Source organism: Candidatus Poribacteria bacterium (assembly GCA_026706025.1).
GTDB lineage: Bacteria > Poribacteria > WGA-4E > WGA-4E > WGA-3G > WGA-3G.
The window spans coordinates 13,270-32,624 of record JAPOZO010000024.1 but is presented as its reverse complement, the minus strand read 5'-3'; the positions used below and the strand labels follow the sequence as shown (position 1 = coordinate 32,624).

Here is a 19,355-nt window from a genome sequence, read left to right as displayed (position 1 = left end):
TTACCTTCAAAATACGAACTTTAGATATGATGGTTATAATATCAGAAACTTCTGGAAATGTCAAGAATGTTTAGCCATGCTTCTGTAGGAACAAACTCCGAGTAGCACTTCTACTGATCGCTGACTGATAACTGAAGACCATTCTTCTGACAACTCTCACTGCGAGACAAACCGATAACTGAAGACCTCTGACTTGATACCAATACCACTATCGGCTATAATACTTATTATGAACAAAACCGACCTCCCGATTACAGAGTTAAAGGCGACATTCCACAATGCGATTGCGACGGGTCCAGTGGTGATTGTGGCACCGACTGGCAGCGGAAAATCAACACAAATTCCAGCTTGGTGTGCCGCGCGATCAGACGCACCTGTACTCGTCGTGGAACCGCGTCGCGTCGCATGCCGATCACTCGCACGATGGATAGCACAACAGCATGGTGAACCGTTGGGGCGTTCAATCGGTTATACTGTTCGCTTTGAAGATGTCAGTTCTGATGCCTTAACGCGTATCCGTTTCGTCACGCCCGGTGTCGCTTTGCGATATGCAGCGGGACCAGAACTGGATCAATATGGCACAATTATCTTGGACGAATTCCACGAACGCGGTGTGGAGGCAGACCTCTTTCTCTCTATCTGCCGAAAGAAACGGCGCGATGCGAGACTTATCATCATGTCTGCCACGATAGCAGCACAACAACTCGCTCGATTCATTGGTGGACAGGTACTACGCGCGGAAGGGCGCGTCTATCCTGTTGAAGTCCGATACCTTGGCAAGGCAGTGGTACCTACATCTCATAATTTAGTAGAACGCGTCGAAAAAGGAATTAAGCGTGCACTTAAAGAGACCGATGGAAATATCTTGGTGTTCCTACCCGGTAAGGGTGAGATTAACGCATGCCATGACGCGCTTCGCAAGATACGGCATATCGACCTTATCCCGCTACACGGTGATCTACCACCCGATGCACAGGACAAAGCATTTGATAACATGCAATCCCAACGCCGCGTCATTCTTGCGACTAACGTCGCTGAGACCTCAATTACACTTCCCGGCATCACCGCCGTTGTCGATACCGGTTTAGTGCGCCAACGTATTCATCAAAACCGACGTATCGTCCTCGCGCTATGTCCTATCTCGCAAGCCTCAGCCGAACAACGCCGCGGACGCGCCGGTCGTCTCGAACCGGGAACCTGCTATAGACTCTGGGAGGAACACGGTCAACTTGAGCAGGAAACGCTGCCAGAAATTCGACGGGAGGACTTGACGCAATTTGTGCTCACTGTCGCTGCAACGGGTTACCGTCCCCAAGATTTGACGTTTCTCGATGCACCGCCCGACTTCGCCGTGGAACGCGCACAAACTGCCCTGAAAAGCTGGGGTGTTCTCTCAGACGCTGGCACACTCACAACGGAAGGCGCGAAAATCTGCGCCCTACCTGTTAATCCACTTCATGCACGCTTATTGGTAAAAGCACCATCTTCTCTGCGACGCGATCTGATTGATCTGATTGCCACGTTGGAACGTCCGGCACCGTTATGGCAGCGCATCGACCGTGTGCCACCTGAACAGCAGGACACAATTCGAGAAGCCCGCCAAAAAGAACTTTTTCGCGATAGTTGTGATGCCACGACAGCAATCCGAACGCTGCGACACGGCGACAACAAACGGCATCATCTTCATAAAACTGCCCTTGCAGAATGCCGCAGAATCGCGACGCAGCTGAGAGACTTCTTCGAGTTACCACCTATAATGAAAGATAAAACACCCGCACAACCCGACCGCGCAGCACTAATCGCCTACCTCTTAAGGGAGTGGGACGCTTGCGCTTACGTCCGAAGAAGAAAAGGGAAGGGATGGGGAAATGGACAGGAGGAAGTCTTGCTCGATTCAGATTCACTTTTATCGGAAGAGCGGCACGCTGCCTTGATTCTGGAAACCCTCGGTATCGCAAAAGGCGCGCGCGTGCAATTGATGGGACGGACTGCTATGCCTTGCTCATTTGACGACTTGGTCAACGCTGGAATCGGAACGACGCAACTTACTGCGCCGAGACTGGAAGGCGAAGACATTGTCGCAGAGGTGGTAACTGAATACGTAGGACGCGAGATCGGACGCAGCCGCCAACCGTTGCGTGGCACATTGCTGAGAGACGCGTTGGCATCCCTTATTCTCTCTGGTTCCCTACTCTCGGAAGTCGGTGAGCAACTCACCCGCGCGATTGACGCTTGGAGACTTCACTGCGCGCTCAATCCTGATATAGAGACACCCGAAACAGCGGATTTGACCCCACACACGTGGTTAAGTTCACAGCTCAATGTTTTGGGTGTAGAGGTCGCTGAGGACTGGCAACTTCTCTCACCAGAGGATTTGGTCTTTACTGAGATAGACCCCAACACTATCACTGAAATTGAGGCGCAGTATCCGAAAGAATTTTCTGTTAACGGTGCTAAATTCGACGTGGAATATGATCCGGCGCAAAAATTGGTCACGCTGCGATGGCAGCGCGGCATTCGACAACCGACGCTGAGTACAGTCCTACTGCCGCGCTGGAATAATTGGAAAGTGCAAGTTGATATCCGGGGGCAGCTACGGACGGTGCGTCCTGTTTCTTAATCTACTTTGATTTTTCCCCATACTGTCGTGAACAACTGTGGTTGTGGTGTAACAGATAAAACTGTTGGATCAAACCAATCTGGATCGAAATTTGCCCCATTGTTTGTGAGTTGTTCAGGTTCATGACTGCCCAGAGCAATTTTGAAGATTTGCGGAACGTTAAATTTTATATGCGCAAGCTGCAGCGGAATGGAATCTTCATAAAGCAGCTCGTCTCCGTGTGGAGACCAAATAGGTCTGCTTCCTGGTGAAAAAAGCTTTTGTCTTCCGCTTCCATCACGATTTACACTGTAGAGGGTACTGGTATCTGTTGCTTCATCCCACCAAGAAAAGGCGATTTTACTGCCATCTGGCGACCACGATGGGTTATAAATCCACTGACCTGCTTGTGGAAACAGCATTTTTTCCGCGAGCGTTTGGACGTTGATAAGCACTAATTGATAGCCGTCTGGTTCCTTTCGGACGAAGGCGAGCTCCGATCCGTCGGGAGACCATGCTGGCGACCCACCCCTCTCACCAACCTTTGCGATTTGCTCCTCCATTTCACCATCTATCGTTGCAGTGTAGATTGCCTGCCGTTTCACATAAGCGATCTTTTTACCGTCAGGCGACCAACTCGGATGTTTCCTCTGTGCTGACACTCTAAATACTTTCCGCACATTTGCTCCGTTTGGATCCATTAGGTAGATATCCAAAATTCCAGTCCGGTCAGAGGCAAAAAGGATGTGCTCTCCTTTAGGCGACCAGACAGGTTCTCTGTCGGTTGAAGGATGCTTGGTTAAGTTTCTCTGTTGGCTGCCATCAGACATCATTGTGTAAATCTCTGCGTTGTCATCGCGTAATGAGAAAAATACAATTCTGGCAGTTGTCGGAGCTCTCGCGAACACTATATGACCACTGGCGAGCACTAATATCAGACTCAGTGCCGAGAAAAAGTGGAAAGGGATATTTTTCATAACACTTCATTTGCCTCCTATGCAATTATTACCATTTTTCAGTCCTGCGCCGGTAATCTACCTTATATATAATACCCGGATTGTTCACATAGACATAGACATGGTAGTAATCGTCGTGCCCGGTATCCGTTTCTCCGAGTGTTGCTAATATTTCGGCAACAATCTCAGCTTGGGACTCAATGTCATAAACGAAAGTATGCCTATAGTTACCTTGACCTATAGGCGTTGACTGTCTCGGATCAGGGTTTTCCTGCAGAAATTCTTCAAAGGGCTGATTCAACCAAGGGCTATATAAAGCTTCAACATCTCGATCATGTTCGATAGTGTGTGTCGCACATCCGATGACTGCAAGTGTAAACATACAAAAGATAAACAGTGTCATATATGCATATCTGCAATTCATGGGTTCCTCCTTGTGAACGAGGTCGGAAACCTTTTGAGTGGTTGTGTAAACATAAATGAAAGGGGTTATTTCAGAATCGTCATTTTCTTCAGCATTAAACGTCAATCATGTTTCCTGCGTTTACATCACCACTTTTGAGAAATACCGGAAACCCTTTATTACCTATTTACGTCAGTTCTAATTAGTTTTGGCCTTGATCTTACTCCACGTCGTCAGGTGTGAGTCCAGTCGCGGCGCAACAGATAGAACCGCTGGATCAAACCAATCCGAACTATAGTTGCTCCCAGCCTGTGTGATCTGTTCCGAAACAAGACTCCCTAAAGAGATTTTAAAGAGATGGCGTTCCTTTCCAGAAAGTTGACTGTAGATTAAGGCATCGCTTTGTGGTGACCACGCCGGGTCGTCAACTTGGGATCCGTCAACAACGATTGCCTCTATCTCGGTTCCATCGCTGTTGACAGTATCAATCGTCTGTGCTGGCGCGGCATCTTTACCGTCAAACAGACCCTTTAGAATAAACAAGAAAATGTTGACACGCGTGAAAGCGATCTTGGTTCCATCCGGTGACCATACAGGATCGGAAAGTAACGATTTTTCCATCGGAACAACGACTCTTTCCAAACGAGTCTTTACGTCAATAACACGAATATCAAGGTCTTTCGCAAGTGAAACAAAAGCGATCTCGTCACCATTCGGTGACCACGTCGGGTGCCAACCACTGACCAGACGTTTTTCATTCGCCCCGTCAATTGAACCGATATAAATCGCTTCCTCGTCTCCACGGAAATACGCGATTTGCCTACCATCGGGAGACCACGCAGGATTTGTTCTATTCGCCCATTTTTCAAAAACCTTTCGGACATTCGTGCCATCTGCGTTCATGCGGTAAAGATCCCTGACCCCGTCCCGGTCTGACGTAAAAAGAATATGTCTTCCTGAAGGCGACCAAGTCGGTTCCGAGTCATTTGCATTATGGCGGGTCAAATTGACGCGCCCAGTCCCGTCAGGATTCATGACGTAGATATTATTACCACCTTTCACTTTCGCGTTCAGACTCGATGAAAACACGATTTTAGCAGTCGGCGGTGCTGCTGCCAACGCCTGATCCATAGCGAGCATCACTATTGAAGTCACACAACAGAGAATAAAGACGCAGATACTTTTCATCAGAAGGTTCTCCCATTAGGCCCAGAGCGATTCAATTGTCACAAATCACTTTCCACACACCTACACACAAACTACTCAATCCGCCGAAACGAACAGCGGATATTCCCACGGCGTAACCACCCGTCAGGGCTTAATACCATGCCAAGATCCAATGCCAAATCCAGTCTCGCCTCTTTCACGGAGACTTTCATGCTTTTTGTCGCTATCTGCGTGGTAAAAACTTCGCCATCACCGGTAAGTACCTGCCTATGTACACCCCTTGTGAAATTGAATATCAAATCCGATATATGTGAGCCAGAAATCGGATAAAACCGAAGCGATGCAGTCTGAGGTTCGTCTCCTCTATAGACACTCCGCGTTGCGTATGTCCCATAAGACTTACTAATCAGGTTTTCAACACGGTAATAGTAAAGGTCACCACTTCTCCAAAATCGCAGTCTGAATCCTTTGAGTTTGGACGCGGCGAGCGCAGCTTTCGTTTTCAAAATGTCTTCGCTTCCACCGCGTTCCTCAACAACGAGTTCAAGAAATTGCCACTTACCGAGCAGATCATCCGATAAAAAGTCTCGGCTGCGTTTGCGAAATTCTTTTCGTCGGGCATCCTCATACACTTCACGACGGGTGTCGCGTTCGTTCTGCATCTGCTGGTACTCTACAGAAGTGCAACCCGTGAATGTCAGAATCAGAATGCTTAATGACATTAAAGTTTTCGCCTTTATTCGATCCGTTTGAAAGTGCATCTCAACCCCCCAGTTCGCATCCAACCCGTTGGGGTTAATTCCATATCCCCATAGAGGACTAAAGAGAGTGTATCATCCGTCACCGTAATACTTGCCATTGAAGCGATTGCGTAAGAAGCCTGTCTTGCAGCAGCTTTCCGCGCCCCTTGTATTCCCATTTTTCTGCTCTGTATCATCCTGGCTCGTTTCTGTTTTTCCTTCGCAGCTATCTGTTTTACAGGTTCAGAACCGAAAAGGAATTCAAGCAACTCTGGTCCCGTCCGCTGATTAAAACGGATAAATGTCATCGGATCGTCTCCGTATCGCTTCGTGGTAACATAACACTGCCCTGTGACGTTCGTGCCGCGATTGCTACCACTGTAATAGTAAGAACTGCGATCCTCTGAAAATTCAAGTACAAGATTTTTGCGAGTAGACGCAACAAGTGCCGCTTTCGCGCCTAATATCCGTTGATTCGATTTCTCATCTCTAACCTCAATAGATGGCAGGCGCGCCGCACCTTCAGCCGAACTTTGTCCCTTTTCTTCCATTTCTTTCGGCACTATCGCTTCTTGCGCAGGAACGTTCGGTGTTACTGTCTGTCCATCGGAACTACTCTTAGGAACTCCGACGACCGCAGCATTTGGCAAATCCGCAGCCTTCAGCGGCATTGACTTCGTCCGATTTGCGTAAACATCCCCCTCCTCAACCTCTAACTCGACATACTGCCACTTACCGACAAGAAGATCCTTTACAGCCTCTTTAACCCTTTCCGGGTTGTGTCGCTCGCGTGCAGCGTCACGCATCGCCAGCAAACGCCGTCGCTCTTCCTGTACCTCTTGCGGCGTAAAGATCGCACAACCTGTGAAGACTATTGCCATAACACCCAATACTATTAACATTTTCATTTTTAATTTTCTCCTCTATTTTAAAGCAAATGCTAACCTTGCAACAAAATCCCTGTTTATTCGATGCGTTTAAAGGTGCATCGCAAACCACCGGTTCGGATCCAACCTTTGGGGGTTAACTCCATATCTCCATGTAGAATCAGACAAAGCCGGTCGCCCGTCACCTCAATCCCGATTGCTGAAATTGGTCTGTAAGAAACCGATTTTGGGGAGGCTTTCGCGCCACGTTTTCCGCTGGTATTTACAAAATTTTTTCCTTCAACCCGCTGTATATTTTCAACATAGGTCTGCTTCCTTCTGGCGGACGCACGTCTTGCAGGATCGGAACTAAATAGAAACTCGAGCATTTTCGGTCCCGTACGCCGTCTGAACTGGACAAACGGCACGGGTATATCCCCAAATCGCGAAGTGATGACACTAATTTGCCCTGTGACATTCCTGCTGCGGTTGCTGCCACGATAATAGTAGGAAGTGCGCTCCTCAAAAAACTCAAGCGTTAGATTTTTACGGTTGGCGGTGAGTAAAGCCGCTTTCGCCGCTGCTATCTTTTCGTTGTCTTTGGTCTCGTGGACTGTGATCGGCGGTAATTGCACCTCATCGCTTTCAGACATCCGCTCATCCGTGTTAGACTGGCGTGATTCAAGCACCGTTGGCGTTTGTGTGCTCGTATCAGAAGGCAAGGCTGTTTGGTCCCTTTCTGATGCTGAGTTTATCCCTTGTGCGTTGATAGTTCCTTTTTCTACTTCTATGCCCATAAATTGCCATTTGCCGACCAACTGTGCCTTTATTTCATTTTTGACTTTTTCTGGCTCGTATTTCACACGCGTATCTTCGTAATTCTCGATTAAACTCTTACCTTCCTGCTGTAATTCTTGGTCCAGTAAGTTGGTACAACCCATAAATACTAACACGAAGATAGTGAGCAGTTTTAACAGCCTCATGTTTCCCCTCCTTAATATGAGTCCGTTCAAGTGCAAGTGCCCTGACAGCAGGTTCACGGTTAAATGAAGTCTAAAGAAGTCTTCAGGTAATCTAAGATTCAAACCCGTCCTACAAGAAAAAGCCTCTACAGTCTTATTTAATCCGTTTGAATGAATACCTGATGCCGTCGCTCTGGACCCATCCATCAGGTGTCGGAGACGGCGATACCCCCGCGCCTAATGTCAGATGAAGTTGATTCCCCTGCACAGAAATTAAAACATTGGATGATCCGGGCGGACCACCGAATACTCCCGGATGATTGAATAAAAACTCCCCAGGCCTAATGCCTGAGCTCTGATTCATGCCAAGCTCTGGATATAGAATCTCAGCGATCCGTTCAACGTAGATCGAGAATTTACCGGTAACCCGAATACTACCGTTGTTACCCTCGTAAAAACGCATGCCATTCTGTTCAAAAAATCGGATCGTCAAGTTTTTACGACTCGCTTCATCGAGTGCAGCAGCAGCGCGCACAATTTCATTACTCAAATCGCTTTCTAAGACCTCTATACCAAGGAACTGCCATGTGCCAAGCACTTCGCCCGCAACCCTGTTCTTGACGCTCCCTCTATCATTCTTTACCCGCGCTTCCTCATAAGCCGCGCGAAGTCGTTCCCGCTCGTTCTGCATCTGCTGGTATTCCACAGAGGCACAGCCTACGAAAACCAGTATAATCAAACCAAAGATACCTAATATTTTCATTCCTCAACCCTCTCAAAATAACATCGCACACCACCGCTCTGTACCCAACCACTGGGTCCTGATTGCATCTTACCGTGCATTGTGAGGTATAGTCTGTCAGGTGTAACTGAAATACTCATATCCCTCGCTGCATCCAATCCCGGCGCGCTCGACAATCCAAGTGCCCTGCCATCCTCAGTTGCTGCGAAAAGCAATTTTTCCACCTCTGGACCGGCGCGCCTGATGAACCGGATAAACGGGAAGGGTTCATCGCCGTACCGAATCGTAATCACAGTCCATTGACCGAAGACCTCTGTACCGCCTTTTTTGCCTCGGTAATAGTAGATACCTTTTTCCTCAAAGAATTCAAGTGTGAGATTTCTCAATTCAAGGGCGTAAAGCGCAGCTTTGGCTTCCGCAACCTCTTGGGTAACAGCGCTCTCCGCCATTTCAAGGTTCAGAAATCTCCACTTTCCGAGGGCTGTATTGATTATACTATCTTTTACCTTCAGTTCACTGTTCTCCTCGCGGAGGTCTTCATAATTCTTGAGGAGTTGATCCCGTTCCGCTCGCATCTTTTGGGACTCAACAGTTGCGCAGCCAGCAAGCATCAGAACACAGATACCACAAATAATCCAGATTTTCATACCTACTCCTTTTGTCGTCCGCTTACGCTTCTTTTGTAGGGGTTAGGTCACCTAACCCCTACTACAGCGGTATTATATCAGAGGAACATTTAAATCACAAACCTCTGCCCTCAAAATTCAAGGGTTAGCCCAAGATAAATAATACGCGGAAGTTGCGAAACTTCCTCGGATTCCCATTCTTCAATTTCAACTTGCTCTCCCTGTACTTCAATCGTTGCCTCTTTAAAAGAGAATTTTATCGTATTTTTGCGGTTGTATACGTTCAAAATATCAAGGAATCCACCTATCTTCATCCCGCGAATGTTCCATTTATGACTTATTCTGAAATCTAACTTGTGATACGGTGTCAATTCGGCAGTTAATTCTTCGTCAAGACTCGCTAACAACGGATTCAAACCTCGTGTCAGCGGATCTTGAATGAGTACCAGAGAACTGATAGGTACCTCAGAGGTGCCACTCAAATACTGCCATTTTGCCCCAATCTCAAAATTGGAGGTGAAATTATAGTTAGCGACGACGCTAACTATATGTGTGTTATCAAAAAGATAAGGTTGGTAAGCTACCTCCGGAGAGTCACGCTGTTCAGCGTGCGTATAGGCATAAGAGATCCATCCAAAGAATTTATCAGGAATCCGGTGCCGTAGGAATACTTCCACCCCGCCAACATACCCAACCCCTTGATTGAGATAATTTGAAACCTGTGCCTCTGTTGCCAATCTCCCACCCGTAGAAGCAGGTTGCGCTTCGGAAGGTGTTGAAGCCTCATCTTCCGTTACTAACTTCTGGCTACCTTTGTAATAGGTAGCAAACTTAAATTCCGTCTGAGAGGTGAGTTCATGCTCTATTTCCATGATATAGTGGCGTGTAAGACTCGATTTCAAATCCGCGTTTCCGTTCTCTGATAGTATCTGATACGGTTTAGGACTCTGTTCATAATGTCCGTAAGCAAAACGAAGATTAAAACCGCTGCGGAGTTTGAGACTTATGCTCCCGCGCGGTTGAACGGAGAGTTGCTCAGTTAAATTAAGGTAATCTAACCGAGTCCCAAGTGCTATTGAAAGGAAAGATAATGGATCATATCGTGCTTGTAGATAACCTTCGGTCCGGTAAAAATCGTGTCCAAACTCGTAGTGTGTCTCTTCCAATTCTGTTACTTCGTAGCGTGCCGGTCGCCTTGTTACGCTTTCTCCAATCACCTCTCCATTCTCAACAATCGGAACACTTATCTCAATATCCGCGCCGACGGGTTCATATTCATAAATATTGCTGTCCTCAAAACTATTCGCAGGACTAAACGATAAAAGGGAACCCACTTCAAACTGAAGCGCAGATGTAAACTTATAAGATACATCTTCACGGAGTGTGTAGACCGGCACCTTGACCTTCACATCATAGGAATTGTAGATGATCTCTTCCGCTACTAATTTACCGTCCTCCAGTTTAAAATCGCCGTTTTCCAATTCGTAAGACACCACATCAGGATCTTTAAGGTCTACATTCAGGAAATTGAAGGCGCGTGTAAATGAAAAATTGGATGTGAAATTATCGGTAAAATTTGAATGGAGGTGGATGCCTTGCCCGTTAAAACCATTTTTGAAATAGAAGGTAGCTCTTTCAAAGTGTGCGTCTATATCATCTTCTATTTCTCCCTCTTGAAAGTCAAAATGGTCTGTTGCGGCAAATGCGTTAAGTGTAAGATGATGCTTTTCAGTGAGCGGATAAGCAAACTTCAACTGATAATCGGAAAAATAAGGGAATTGTTGCTCTGATCCTGTCTGGCTTTCAATAATCGGGCCTACGATGAAATCAAAGTAGCTTCGCCGTCCAGAGACAGAAATATAGCCGTTATCTCCGATCCTACCTTCAAGCAACCCTTCAGAATAGAGGATATTCAGGTTGAACTTTCCATCTAATCGTTCCTTGATGCTATCGCGGGCGTGGATGTCAAGCACGGCTTGCGAATCTAATCCGAACTCAGCACCGTATCCGCCCGCGTAGATGTCAATTCTTTCAATAGTTTCTGAGCTGATTGTCGAAAGCAAGCCACCCCAATGGAATGGATAACCCAACGGCGTTCGATCCAGATAATAGAGGTTGGAGCCCGGTTCACTACCTCGGATATAGAGAACCCCAAAATAATCGTTTGGAATGCCGATACTCGGCAGTGTTGTTAGTCCTTTGAGTGCGTCGTTGGCAGCACCTGGAATCCGTAGAAGTTCACTACCGCGGATGTCTTTGCGACTGATCGTCGGCGGAAGACGTTTCCCCTCTACAACAATTGTTTCTAACTTTACTGCCTCGCCTAAGTAAATTTTAATTTCGGTGGTATCCCCGCTGCTGATCGCAACCGAGATTGAGGTAGGTGTGGTTTCAAGCGGATGTGTAACAACAAAGGTATAGGTGCCTTCGGGGAGTTCTGTGAATTGGAAGACACCATTTTTATCAGTTTTTTGAGTGTGTTTTGTTTCGGTAATACGGACATCAGCGGATGCGAGGGGTTTCCCAGTACTTCGCTGATAAACGGTTCCCTGAATATCACCGGTTTGCGCAAGAACAGATGTAGACATGGTAGTAAATGCAAACAGAACTATGACGAATTTTAACTTCATGCAGTGGTTAGTCCCTCACTTGTTGTACTAATATTATCTAACGTTTAATCGGATTTCCGGTTGACATAAGATTCATTGTAGAAAAGCATCAAATATGGTGAAACATACACTTTATCAATGCAAAAACAGATAACTTGATTTAATCCTGGATTCGATTAAAATTCAAGCGTCAACCCAACATAAGGCAGCAATGGAAGTTGCCTCGCTGTTCCGACCTCGTGTTCTTCAATTGTGACTTCCTCGCCTTGTACTTCAAATGTTCCTTCATTCTGGATAAACTCAATGGTATTTTTGCGATTGTATACATTGAGAATTTCAATAAATCCGCCTACCTTCATGCCCATGAAGTTCCATTTCCGACTTATTCGTAAATCCAACTTGTGATAGGGGGTCAGTTTAGCACCTAAGACACGGCTAAAACTTGCGAAGAGGGGGTTCAATCCGCGCGTCACCGGATCTTGGATGAGAACGATAGAGCTGATAGGTGCTTCGGCGGTGCCGCTGAGATACTGCCACTTCGCGCCGATCTCAAAATCTGGGTTAAAGTTATAGTTTGCCACAATGCTAACGATATGTGTGTTATCGAAAAGGTAAGGTTGATATGTAACATCAGGATTTTCTCGACGCTCGGCGTGCGTGTAGGCATACGAAATCCAGCCAAAGAATTTATCTGGAACTCGGTGGCGTAGGAACAATTCAGCACCACCGACGTACCCAACGCCTTGATTGAGATAATTTGAGACATCATCGAGTGTTATCAGTTTCTGCATGTCTTTGTAGTAGGTAGCAAACTTGAATTCGGTGCGTGATGAAAGTTCGTGTTCTATTTCCATGATATAGTGGCGTGTGAGACTTGATTTTAACGCTGCGTTCCCATTCTCTGATAGCAGCTCGGACAGTTGCGGACTCTGCTCATAATGTCCATACGCGAATCGGAGGTTAGAACCGATCGGAAGTTTGATACTTATACTCCCACGCGGTTGAATGGAAAGCTGCTCTATCACATCCAAGTAATCGACCCGGGCACCGAGTGCGACTGAAAGCGCGGGTAGCGGGTCGTATCGTGTTTGTAGATAGCCTTCGGCGCGTTGTAAATCGTGTCCAAATTCGTAGTCTCTGGTTTCAGTCGTGCGTATCCGCGGGGTTCCATCATCGTCAAACGTTACTTTGGTGGGATCCGTCTGCATTAATTCGCTCACTGTCTCGTCATCTGGCACTTCTTCTTCAAATGCCGGAAAACTGGAATGCTCCGTACTGTTTGCTGGACTGAAGGCGAGAAGAAACCCGGGTTCAAGCTGGAGCGTAGGTGTTAGCTTGTAGGACACGTCTTCGCGAAGGGTATAGACTGGGACACTAACCTTTAAGTTATACTCGAGAGAATCCTTGTATTTAGTGATGAGTTCACCGTGTTCACCTGTAACAGTAGTCTCTGAGACAATCGCATTTAAGTCTATATCGAGAAAATTAAATGAACGCGTCAGTGATAGATTGGATGTGAGATTTTCGGTGAATTTTGAATGCAGATGAATGCCTTGCCCGTTAAATCCATTTTTGAAAAAGGCAGAGGACTCAAAAGGATCCTCTATTTCCATTTCATCATCTTCTTCCTGTTCCTCTGTCTCAACATGAAAATGGTCAGTTGCAGCGAATGCATTAAGTGTGAGATTGTGGTTTTCAGTCAGTGGATAGACGAATTTGAGTTGATAATCCGAGAAATAGGGAAACTGTTGTGTCTCCCCCGTCTGGCTTTCATAAATCCGTCCAGCGATGAGATCGAAGTAACTTCGCCGTCCCGAGACAGAAACATAGCCTTTCTCTCCGATTCTTCCTTCGAGCAACCCTTCAGAATAGAAAATATTGAGATTAAATTTCCCATCGAACCGTTCGTCGATGCTGTCGCGGGCGTGGATGTCAAGCACCGCTTGCGAATCCAACCCGAATTCCGCGCCGTATCCGCCAGCGTAGATGTCAATTGTTTCAATAGTTTCTGAACTGATGGTTGACAACAGACCGCCCCAATGAAATGGGTAACCGAGCGGTGTCCGGTCGAGATAGTAAAGGTTGGAGCCCGGTTCACTGCCACGGATATAGAGGACACCAAAGTAATCGTTTGGGATGCCGATACTGGGGAGCGTCGTTAGTCCTTTGAGTGCGTCGTTGGCAGCACCGGGGATACGCAGGAGTTCGCTGCCGCGGATTTCTGTGCGACTGATCGTCGGCGGGAGACGTTTGCCTTCAACGATAATCGTTTCTAATTTAACCGCATCGCCTAAATAAATTTTAACTTCGGTGGTATCCCCGCTGCTGATGGAAACAGAAATTTTTGTAGAAATGGATTCAAGTGGGTGGGTAACGACGAACGTATATGTGCCTTCGGGAAGGTCTGTGAATCGAAAGACACCGTTTTCATCGGTTTTTTGGGTCTGTTTTGTTTCGGTAATACGGACATCTGCTCCTGCAACGGGTTTCTCTGTGCCTCGCTGATAGACCGTTCCTTGAATATCACCGGTTTGGGCAAAGACAGGTAAAGCGGTAAGCATCAACAAGAATAAAATAGATAATGGCTTTTCCATGATGGAAACATTAACCTCCATTTCGTTTGATTGTGTTCAAGTGAATATAAGTTTTGGGCAGCGTTCGGATTCTAACTCGCCAAAAGATAGGTCGGAGTCAGCAAATCCGTAACACAAAATCAACAACGCCTTTTCTAACGTAATCTTCAAATTTTTAGTTGACATAAATTTATTTTCTTGTTAGAACACAGAAAAGCCAAGGGTGTAGATTGCCTCGGGTGTGTCTATGGGGTTAGCCGTCGGTTGGAAAAGGACGAGGATGGGATCCCCACCAGCAGTAGTGGAAGCGGGTTTAATGGTATTAGATTCTTGGATTCAGAACTCGATTGTTAAGCCGATGTAGGGGATGATGGGAAGCTGGGGTGCCTCCTGTACATCGTCACCCGCAGGATTATAGAGCTTGATAATATTTTTACGATTGTAGACATTCAGAATCTCGAGAAATCCACTCATTTGCCACCCTTTACGATGCCATGTTTTGCTCACACGTATATCTAATCGGTGATAGGAGGGTAATGATGCCAAAGATATTTCATCTGCGTCCTGAACATCAGTGAAAATCGGTTGCATGCCACGTGTCATCGGATCTTGAATGAGAAGAATTTCGCTCACATGCGCGCCTGCTGTCCCGCTTGAACACTGCCACTTCGCACCAATCTCTAAAGTTGGACTGATGTTATAATTACCGACAATACTGATAATGTGGGTGTTATCAAAGATATAGGGCTCATAAGGCGCGTCAGGATGTGTGCGATGCTCTCGATATGTCCATGCGTAAGAGAACCAACCGAAGAACTTTTCATTGACGCGGTGTCGTAGAAACACCTCTGCACCCCCAATGTATCCCGCCCCCTGATTATGGTAACTAACTGTCGTTTGCAAGCCGAAATCATTAGTGAATTCAACTACATTTGTTGTTACCAGGTCAAGTAGACTTTTGTAGTAGGTCGCAAACTTCAACTCTGTCTGTGATGAGAGTCGGTGTTCAAACTCCATAATATAATGCCGCGCCAGACTCGATTTTAAGTCTCTGTTTCCATTCTCCGCAAGTACCTGATACGCCAACGGACTCTGTTCATAACTTCCGTAAGCAAAGCGGAGTATCGCGTTATTCGGCAACTTTACGCTTACGCTGCTACGCGGTTGAACAGAGAGTTCCTTGGTAAGATTGAAATAGTCGAGTCGGACCCCGAGCGCGAATGAAAGAAACGAAAGCGGATCATATCGTCCCTGGATATACCCTTCTGAGCGTTGGAAATCGTACCAGAATTCATCATAAGCTGCTTTAAAACGAACAACTTGGTAAGTCCGATTGTCGTGAGTTAATAATTCCGCATCTTCATTCAACATGGAAGCCACATCTGAATCGATGAGCACTTTATAGCGTATGCCCCGGTCTTCAAAACTATTTGCCGGACTGAATGTGAAAAGAAACCCCGATTCAAGTTGAAACTTAGATGTCAGTTTGTAGGATATATCTTCGCGGAGTGTATAAACAGGAACATTAGCCCTTATGTTGTCGTACGTGGACTTTTCGGATATAAATTCTGATTCTAATTCCGTACCGATATCTTCTGAAAAAGATCGGACGAGAACTCCGCTGAAGTCCATATTGAGAAAAGTGAAGGCACGGGTAAAAGAAAAATGAGAGGTCAAATTTTCAATGAACTCGGACCGGAGATGAACGCCTTGTGCTTCAAAACCGTTTCTAAAGTAGGCAGAAAAATCAGTCGCTCCTTCTGTAACAGATATAATATTAAAGTGATCGTTTGTGCCAAAGACGTTAAATGTGAGGTGATGTTTCCTTGTAAGTTCATAAGCCAATTTAAACTGATAATCTGAGAAGTACGGAAGCTGAAACTTCTGTTCTGTCCGCCATTCAATAATCGGTTTCGCAATGAGATCCAGATAACTCCGTCTGCCTGCGGCATAAAAGTAGCCTTTATTTCCAATCCTACCTTCAAGCATTCCCTCAGAATAGAGGACGTTAAGGTTAAGCTTACCGCTTAGCGTCTGCCCATCAGTTTCGGATCGGGAGAGGAGGTCAAGCACAGTTTGTGAATCTAATCCGAATTCAGCACCGTAACCACCGGCATAGATACGGACGTTGTCAATGATGTGGGTACTAACAGTGGAAGCAAGTCCACCATAGTGGAACGGGTAACCGAGCGGCGTTCTGTCAAAATAGTAAAGCGTGTCCCCGGGACCACTGCCGCGAATATAGAGGATGCCGAAGTAGTCGTTTGGGATACCGATGCTTGGGAGCGTTGTTAATCCTTTGAGTGCATCGTTGGTGGTGCCGGGAATGCGTAGCAGTTCACTACCACGGATTTCCGTGCGGCTCACCGTCGGTGGGGGACGTTTCCCTTCCACTACGACTGTCTCAAGTTTAAAGGCTGCGCCGAGGTGTATCTTAACTTCGGTCGTATCGCCACTGTTGATGCCTATGGGGACTTTTGTTGATGTCGCTTCTGAGGGGTGCGTTATGATAAAAACATAAGTCCCTTCAGGGAGCTCTGTAAAGCGAAAACCCCCGTTTTCATCGGTTTTTTGGTGCTGGTCGGTTTTGATAATGTGAACGTCAGCACCCGCGAGTGGTTTTCCAGTGCTTTGTTGATAGACGGTTCCTTGGACATCACCGGTTTGCGCAAAAATGGACAGTGGCATAGTGATGAATATAACCAGAACTATAAAGAATTTTGGCTTCATGCAGTCGTTTTGACCCCCACTTTAGGTATTAGCACAACAATTCAACGTTTGATTGGGTTTACCTGAGATCTATGCCACACAAAAAGCCAAGCGCATTTACGAACACGCTTGGCTCTATTAAAAAAGTGTAATTCTGTGCTCGCTGCTTTACCTATATCTCATTCTTGATGCAATGTAACGGATCGACGCGGTGGGCTAAATTCCTGCTCTGTCAACGGCACCGCCATATTCTGATAAACCTGAACTCGATACGATCCGAAGTCCGGTACAAACATCAATCCCTCGTCACTAACTGCAACGGATTTCGGTTGACGCAAGTATTTCTGCGGTTCCAGATCCGCCATATCTCGCATCCTATTTGGACTCGCGTTCGTCATCATGTAAGCCTGAGACACTTTTGATAGGGTAGCATCGCCGAGGAATTTCTGCACATACCGCCCTTCGGCGTTGAAGAGTTGAACGCGGTCATTCCCTCGGTCAGCAATATAGACATCCCCGTGTAGATCAACGTCAATTCCGGCAGGACGGTTGAATTCGCCGTTATCACTGCCAGATTTACCGAATGCGAAGAGAAATTCTCCCTCAGCATTGAACTTCTGAACCCTATCGTTTCGCCAATCCACAATGTAGACATCGCCGAGTTCATCTACAGCGACACCCCACGGCATGTTGAATTCACCTTCACCGTCGCCATGACTGCCCCACCCGAAGAGGAATTTGCCGTCTTTCGTGAACTTCTGCACCCGGTGGCTTAAACTGTCAACGACGTAAAGATTTTCCTCTGGATCGAAGGCGATACCTGCGGGTCCGTTGAGTTGTCCCGGATCGGTGCCGTGTTCGCCCCATGTCCCGATATGTTCACCTTCGCTGTTAAAGGCAACAATCCGATGCAGATATTCATCAGACACATAAATATTCTCTTCGCTATCGGCGATAATTGTTACGGGCCATGTGAACTGCCCCTCGCCCTGTCCGTAACCGCCCATTGTCCCGCGGTCCTCGTCCTCAACGGTATATTTTCGGATCATCGCCGTACCGTCGCTCCGGCACATAATATATATACGTCCCTCTTTTCCGATTGCGATATCGATCGGAAAATTCGTTGTGCGCCGCATGCTTAGGGTCTTGTAAAATGGAAACCCAGCACGCAGCAAGCCATAAGGTCTGCCCATGATATGCCTCCCCCGTCGTCCTACGTCATTTAATAGCAAGTTTGTAGGGGTTCGGTAACCGAACCCCTACACTGAAAAGGGATGAATCTGTTCAAAGTTCCCGCCGACAATGTGCGTCGGGTCTACGCCCATCCACTGCTCTAAAAGTGTCCCATATATGCCGCGGAAGTCGATAGTGTGCTCAAGGTCTTCGCCGTGTACCCAGCGGGACGGATCGAGGGACGGATATTCCGAGTAGAGTCCGCCTTTCACCCGATCGCCGATAATGAACGCACCGCCACCAGTGCCGTGATCTGTACCGCTGGCATTGTCTCGGATACGCCTGCCGAATTCTGTGAAGACGTACATCATGATTTCTTCGGAGGCGTTTTGGGACCGCAAATCGGTGAAGAACGCTTGAATCGCCTCTGTCAGATCCTTCAGGAGGCGTGGGTGCGCCGGGACCTCGTTAGCATGGTTGTCGTAACCACCGTGTTGTGTGTAAAAAACACGCGTGCCGAGATCCGCAAGGTGGACACGGGCAACATCCCGTAGACTTTTCGCGATGGAGCTCTGTGGGTACTCTACCTCAGAGGTATACATCTCCGGTGCCTTCTTAAGCTCGTCCGCGCCCTTGATGACATCTAATCCGGTTTGGCTGAGGTAGTCCATCACGATGCCGCTGCCGACCGTGCTGCTATACATCTTCTTGAATACGTCAAGTGCTTGTGTGCGCTGTGCTTCATCACCGATGCTGGTCATCAAACCGTAGTTATCCAAATCACCAACAGAGGTAACAGGAATACCAGCAAGTGCACAGGCGCGTGGGAGCCCCTGTCCGAAACTGACACCCGTTAAGACGTTCTGACTCTGCGGATCAAGTTCTCGGACGAGCCTGCCGACCCAACCTTCATCACCGATTTTCAGGGGTTCACAGGTGTGCCAGATGTCCATCGCCCGGAAATGTGAGCGGTTTGAATCGGGGTAACCGATTCCCTGTACAACGGCGACATCACCGGCATCAAACATTTCTTTCAGAGGGGCGGCGTGCGGGTTCCAACCGAGCGTATCATCTACATCTAAAGGTATCACGTCTTCTGCTTTAATCCCGACAACTGGTCGAGAGTCGTGGTAAATCCCGCTTGTATAGGGTATGAGTGTGTTCATGAAGTCGTTGCCACCTGTGAGTTGTACAACGACAAGGACTGGGGCTTTCTTTGTCGTACGCATG

General features: G+C 47.1%; 14 protein-coding genes. 1 reads left to right on the top strand and 13 read right to left on the bottom strand.

Features of this window, described 5'->3' with window-relative positions; translation table 11 throughout:
- The first annotated feature begins 229 nt into the window (after positions 1–229).
- The gene (locus OXH00_05095; protein MCY3740376.1) at positions 230–2,620 is read left to right on the top strand and encodes a helicase-related protein; all 2,391 of its coding nucleotides are present in this window, start codon (positions 230–232) and stop codon (positions 2,618–2,620) included.
- Here OXH00_05095 and OXH00_05090 read toward each other — a convergent pair.
- The 13 genes from OXH00_05090 to OXH00_05030 all read right to left on the bottom strand — a co-directional run bounded on the left by OXH00_05090 (position 2,617) and on the right by OXH00_05030 (position 19,354).
- On the bottom strand, positions 2,617–3,576 hold the full coding sequence (locus OXH00_05090) for a hypothetical protein (GenBank protein ID MCY3740375.1): 960 nt from the start codon (positions 3,574–3,576) through the stop codon (positions 2,617–2,619). The genes OXH00_05095 and OXH00_05090 overlap by 4 nt on opposite strands.
- Positions 3,577–3,604: 28 nt before the next feature.
- Positions 3,605–3,979 carry a hypothetical protein gene (locus OXH00_05085; protein MCY3740374.1) on the bottom strand — a complete coding sequence of 125 codons (375 nt, stop codon included), beginning with the start codon at positions 3,977–3,979 and terminating at the stop codon, positions 3,605–3,607.
- Positions 3,980–4,156: 177 nt separating this feature from the next.
- A complete protein-coding gene (locus OXH00_05080) occupies positions 4,157–5,146 on the bottom strand; it encodes a hypothetical protein (GenBank protein MCY3740373.1) in 990 nt (329 codons plus the stop codon).
- A gap of 71 nt (positions 5,147–5,217) precedes the next feature.
- Positions 5,218–5,847 (bottom strand): hypothetical protein, encoded by a 630-nt coding sequence (locus tag OXH00_05075; GenBank protein MCY3740372.1) that lies wholly within the window; start codon positions 5,845–5,847, stop codon positions 5,218–5,220.
- A 14-nt stretch (positions 5,848–5,861) separates the two neighbouring features.
- On the bottom strand, positions 5,862–6,773 hold the full coding sequence (locus tag OXH00_05070) for a hypothetical protein (GenBank protein ID MCY3740371.1): 912 nt from the start codon (positions 6,771–6,773) through the stop codon (positions 5,862–5,864).
- A gap of 56 nt (positions 6,774–6,829) precedes the next feature.
- Positions 6,830–7,714, bottom strand: a complete 885-nt coding sequence (locus OXH00_05065) for a hypothetical protein (protein ID MCY3740370.1) — start codon at positions 7,712–7,714, stop codon at positions 6,830–6,832.
- A gap of 133 nt (positions 7,715–7,847) precedes the next feature.
- Entirely contained in the window at positions 7,848–8,456 is a 609-nt protein-coding gene (locus OXH00_05060; protein ID MCY3740369.1) for a hypothetical protein, read from the bottom strand.
- The gene (locus OXH00_05055; protein MCY3740368.1) at positions 8,453–9,082 is read right to left on the bottom strand and encodes a hypothetical protein; all 630 of its coding nucleotides are present in this window, start codon (positions 9,080–9,082) and stop codon (positions 8,453–8,455) included. The genes OXH00_05060 and OXH00_05055 overlap by 4 nt, the downstream gene beginning before the upstream one ends.
- A gap of 110 nt (positions 9,083–9,192) precedes the next feature.
- Positions 9,193–11,649 carry a carboxypeptidase-like regulatory domain-containing protein gene (locus OXH00_05050; protein ID MCY3740367.1) on the bottom strand — a complete coding sequence of 819 codons (2,457 nt, stop codon included), beginning with the start codon at positions 11,647–11,649 and terminating at the stop codon, positions 9,193–9,195.
- Between the two features lie 197 nt (positions 11,650–11,846).
- Positions 11,847–14,264: a TonB-dependent receptor gene (locus tag OXH00_05045; protein MCY3740366.1), complete on the bottom strand. Its 2,418-nt coding sequence runs from the start codon at positions 14,262–14,264 to the stop codon at positions 11,847–11,849.
- 315 nt (positions 14,265–14,579) lie between these two features.
- A complete protein-coding gene (locus tag OXH00_05040) occupies positions 14,580–16,931 on the bottom strand; it encodes a TonB-dependent receptor (GenBank protein MCY3740365.1) in 2,352 nt (783 codons plus the stop codon).
- A gap of 200 nt (positions 16,932–17,131) precedes the next feature.
- A complete protein-coding gene (locus OXH00_05035) occupies positions 17,132–18,145 on the bottom strand; it encodes an NHL repeat-containing protein (protein ID MCY3740364.1) in 1,014 nt (337 codons plus the stop codon).
- Between the two features lie 66 nt (positions 18,146–18,211).
- Positions 18,212–19,354: a DUF1501 domain-containing protein gene (locus tag OXH00_05030; GenBank protein MCY3740363.1), complete on the bottom strand. Its 1,143-nt coding sequence runs from the start codon at positions 19,352–19,354 to the stop codon at positions 18,212–18,214.
- Position 19,355 lies beyond the last annotated feature (1 nt).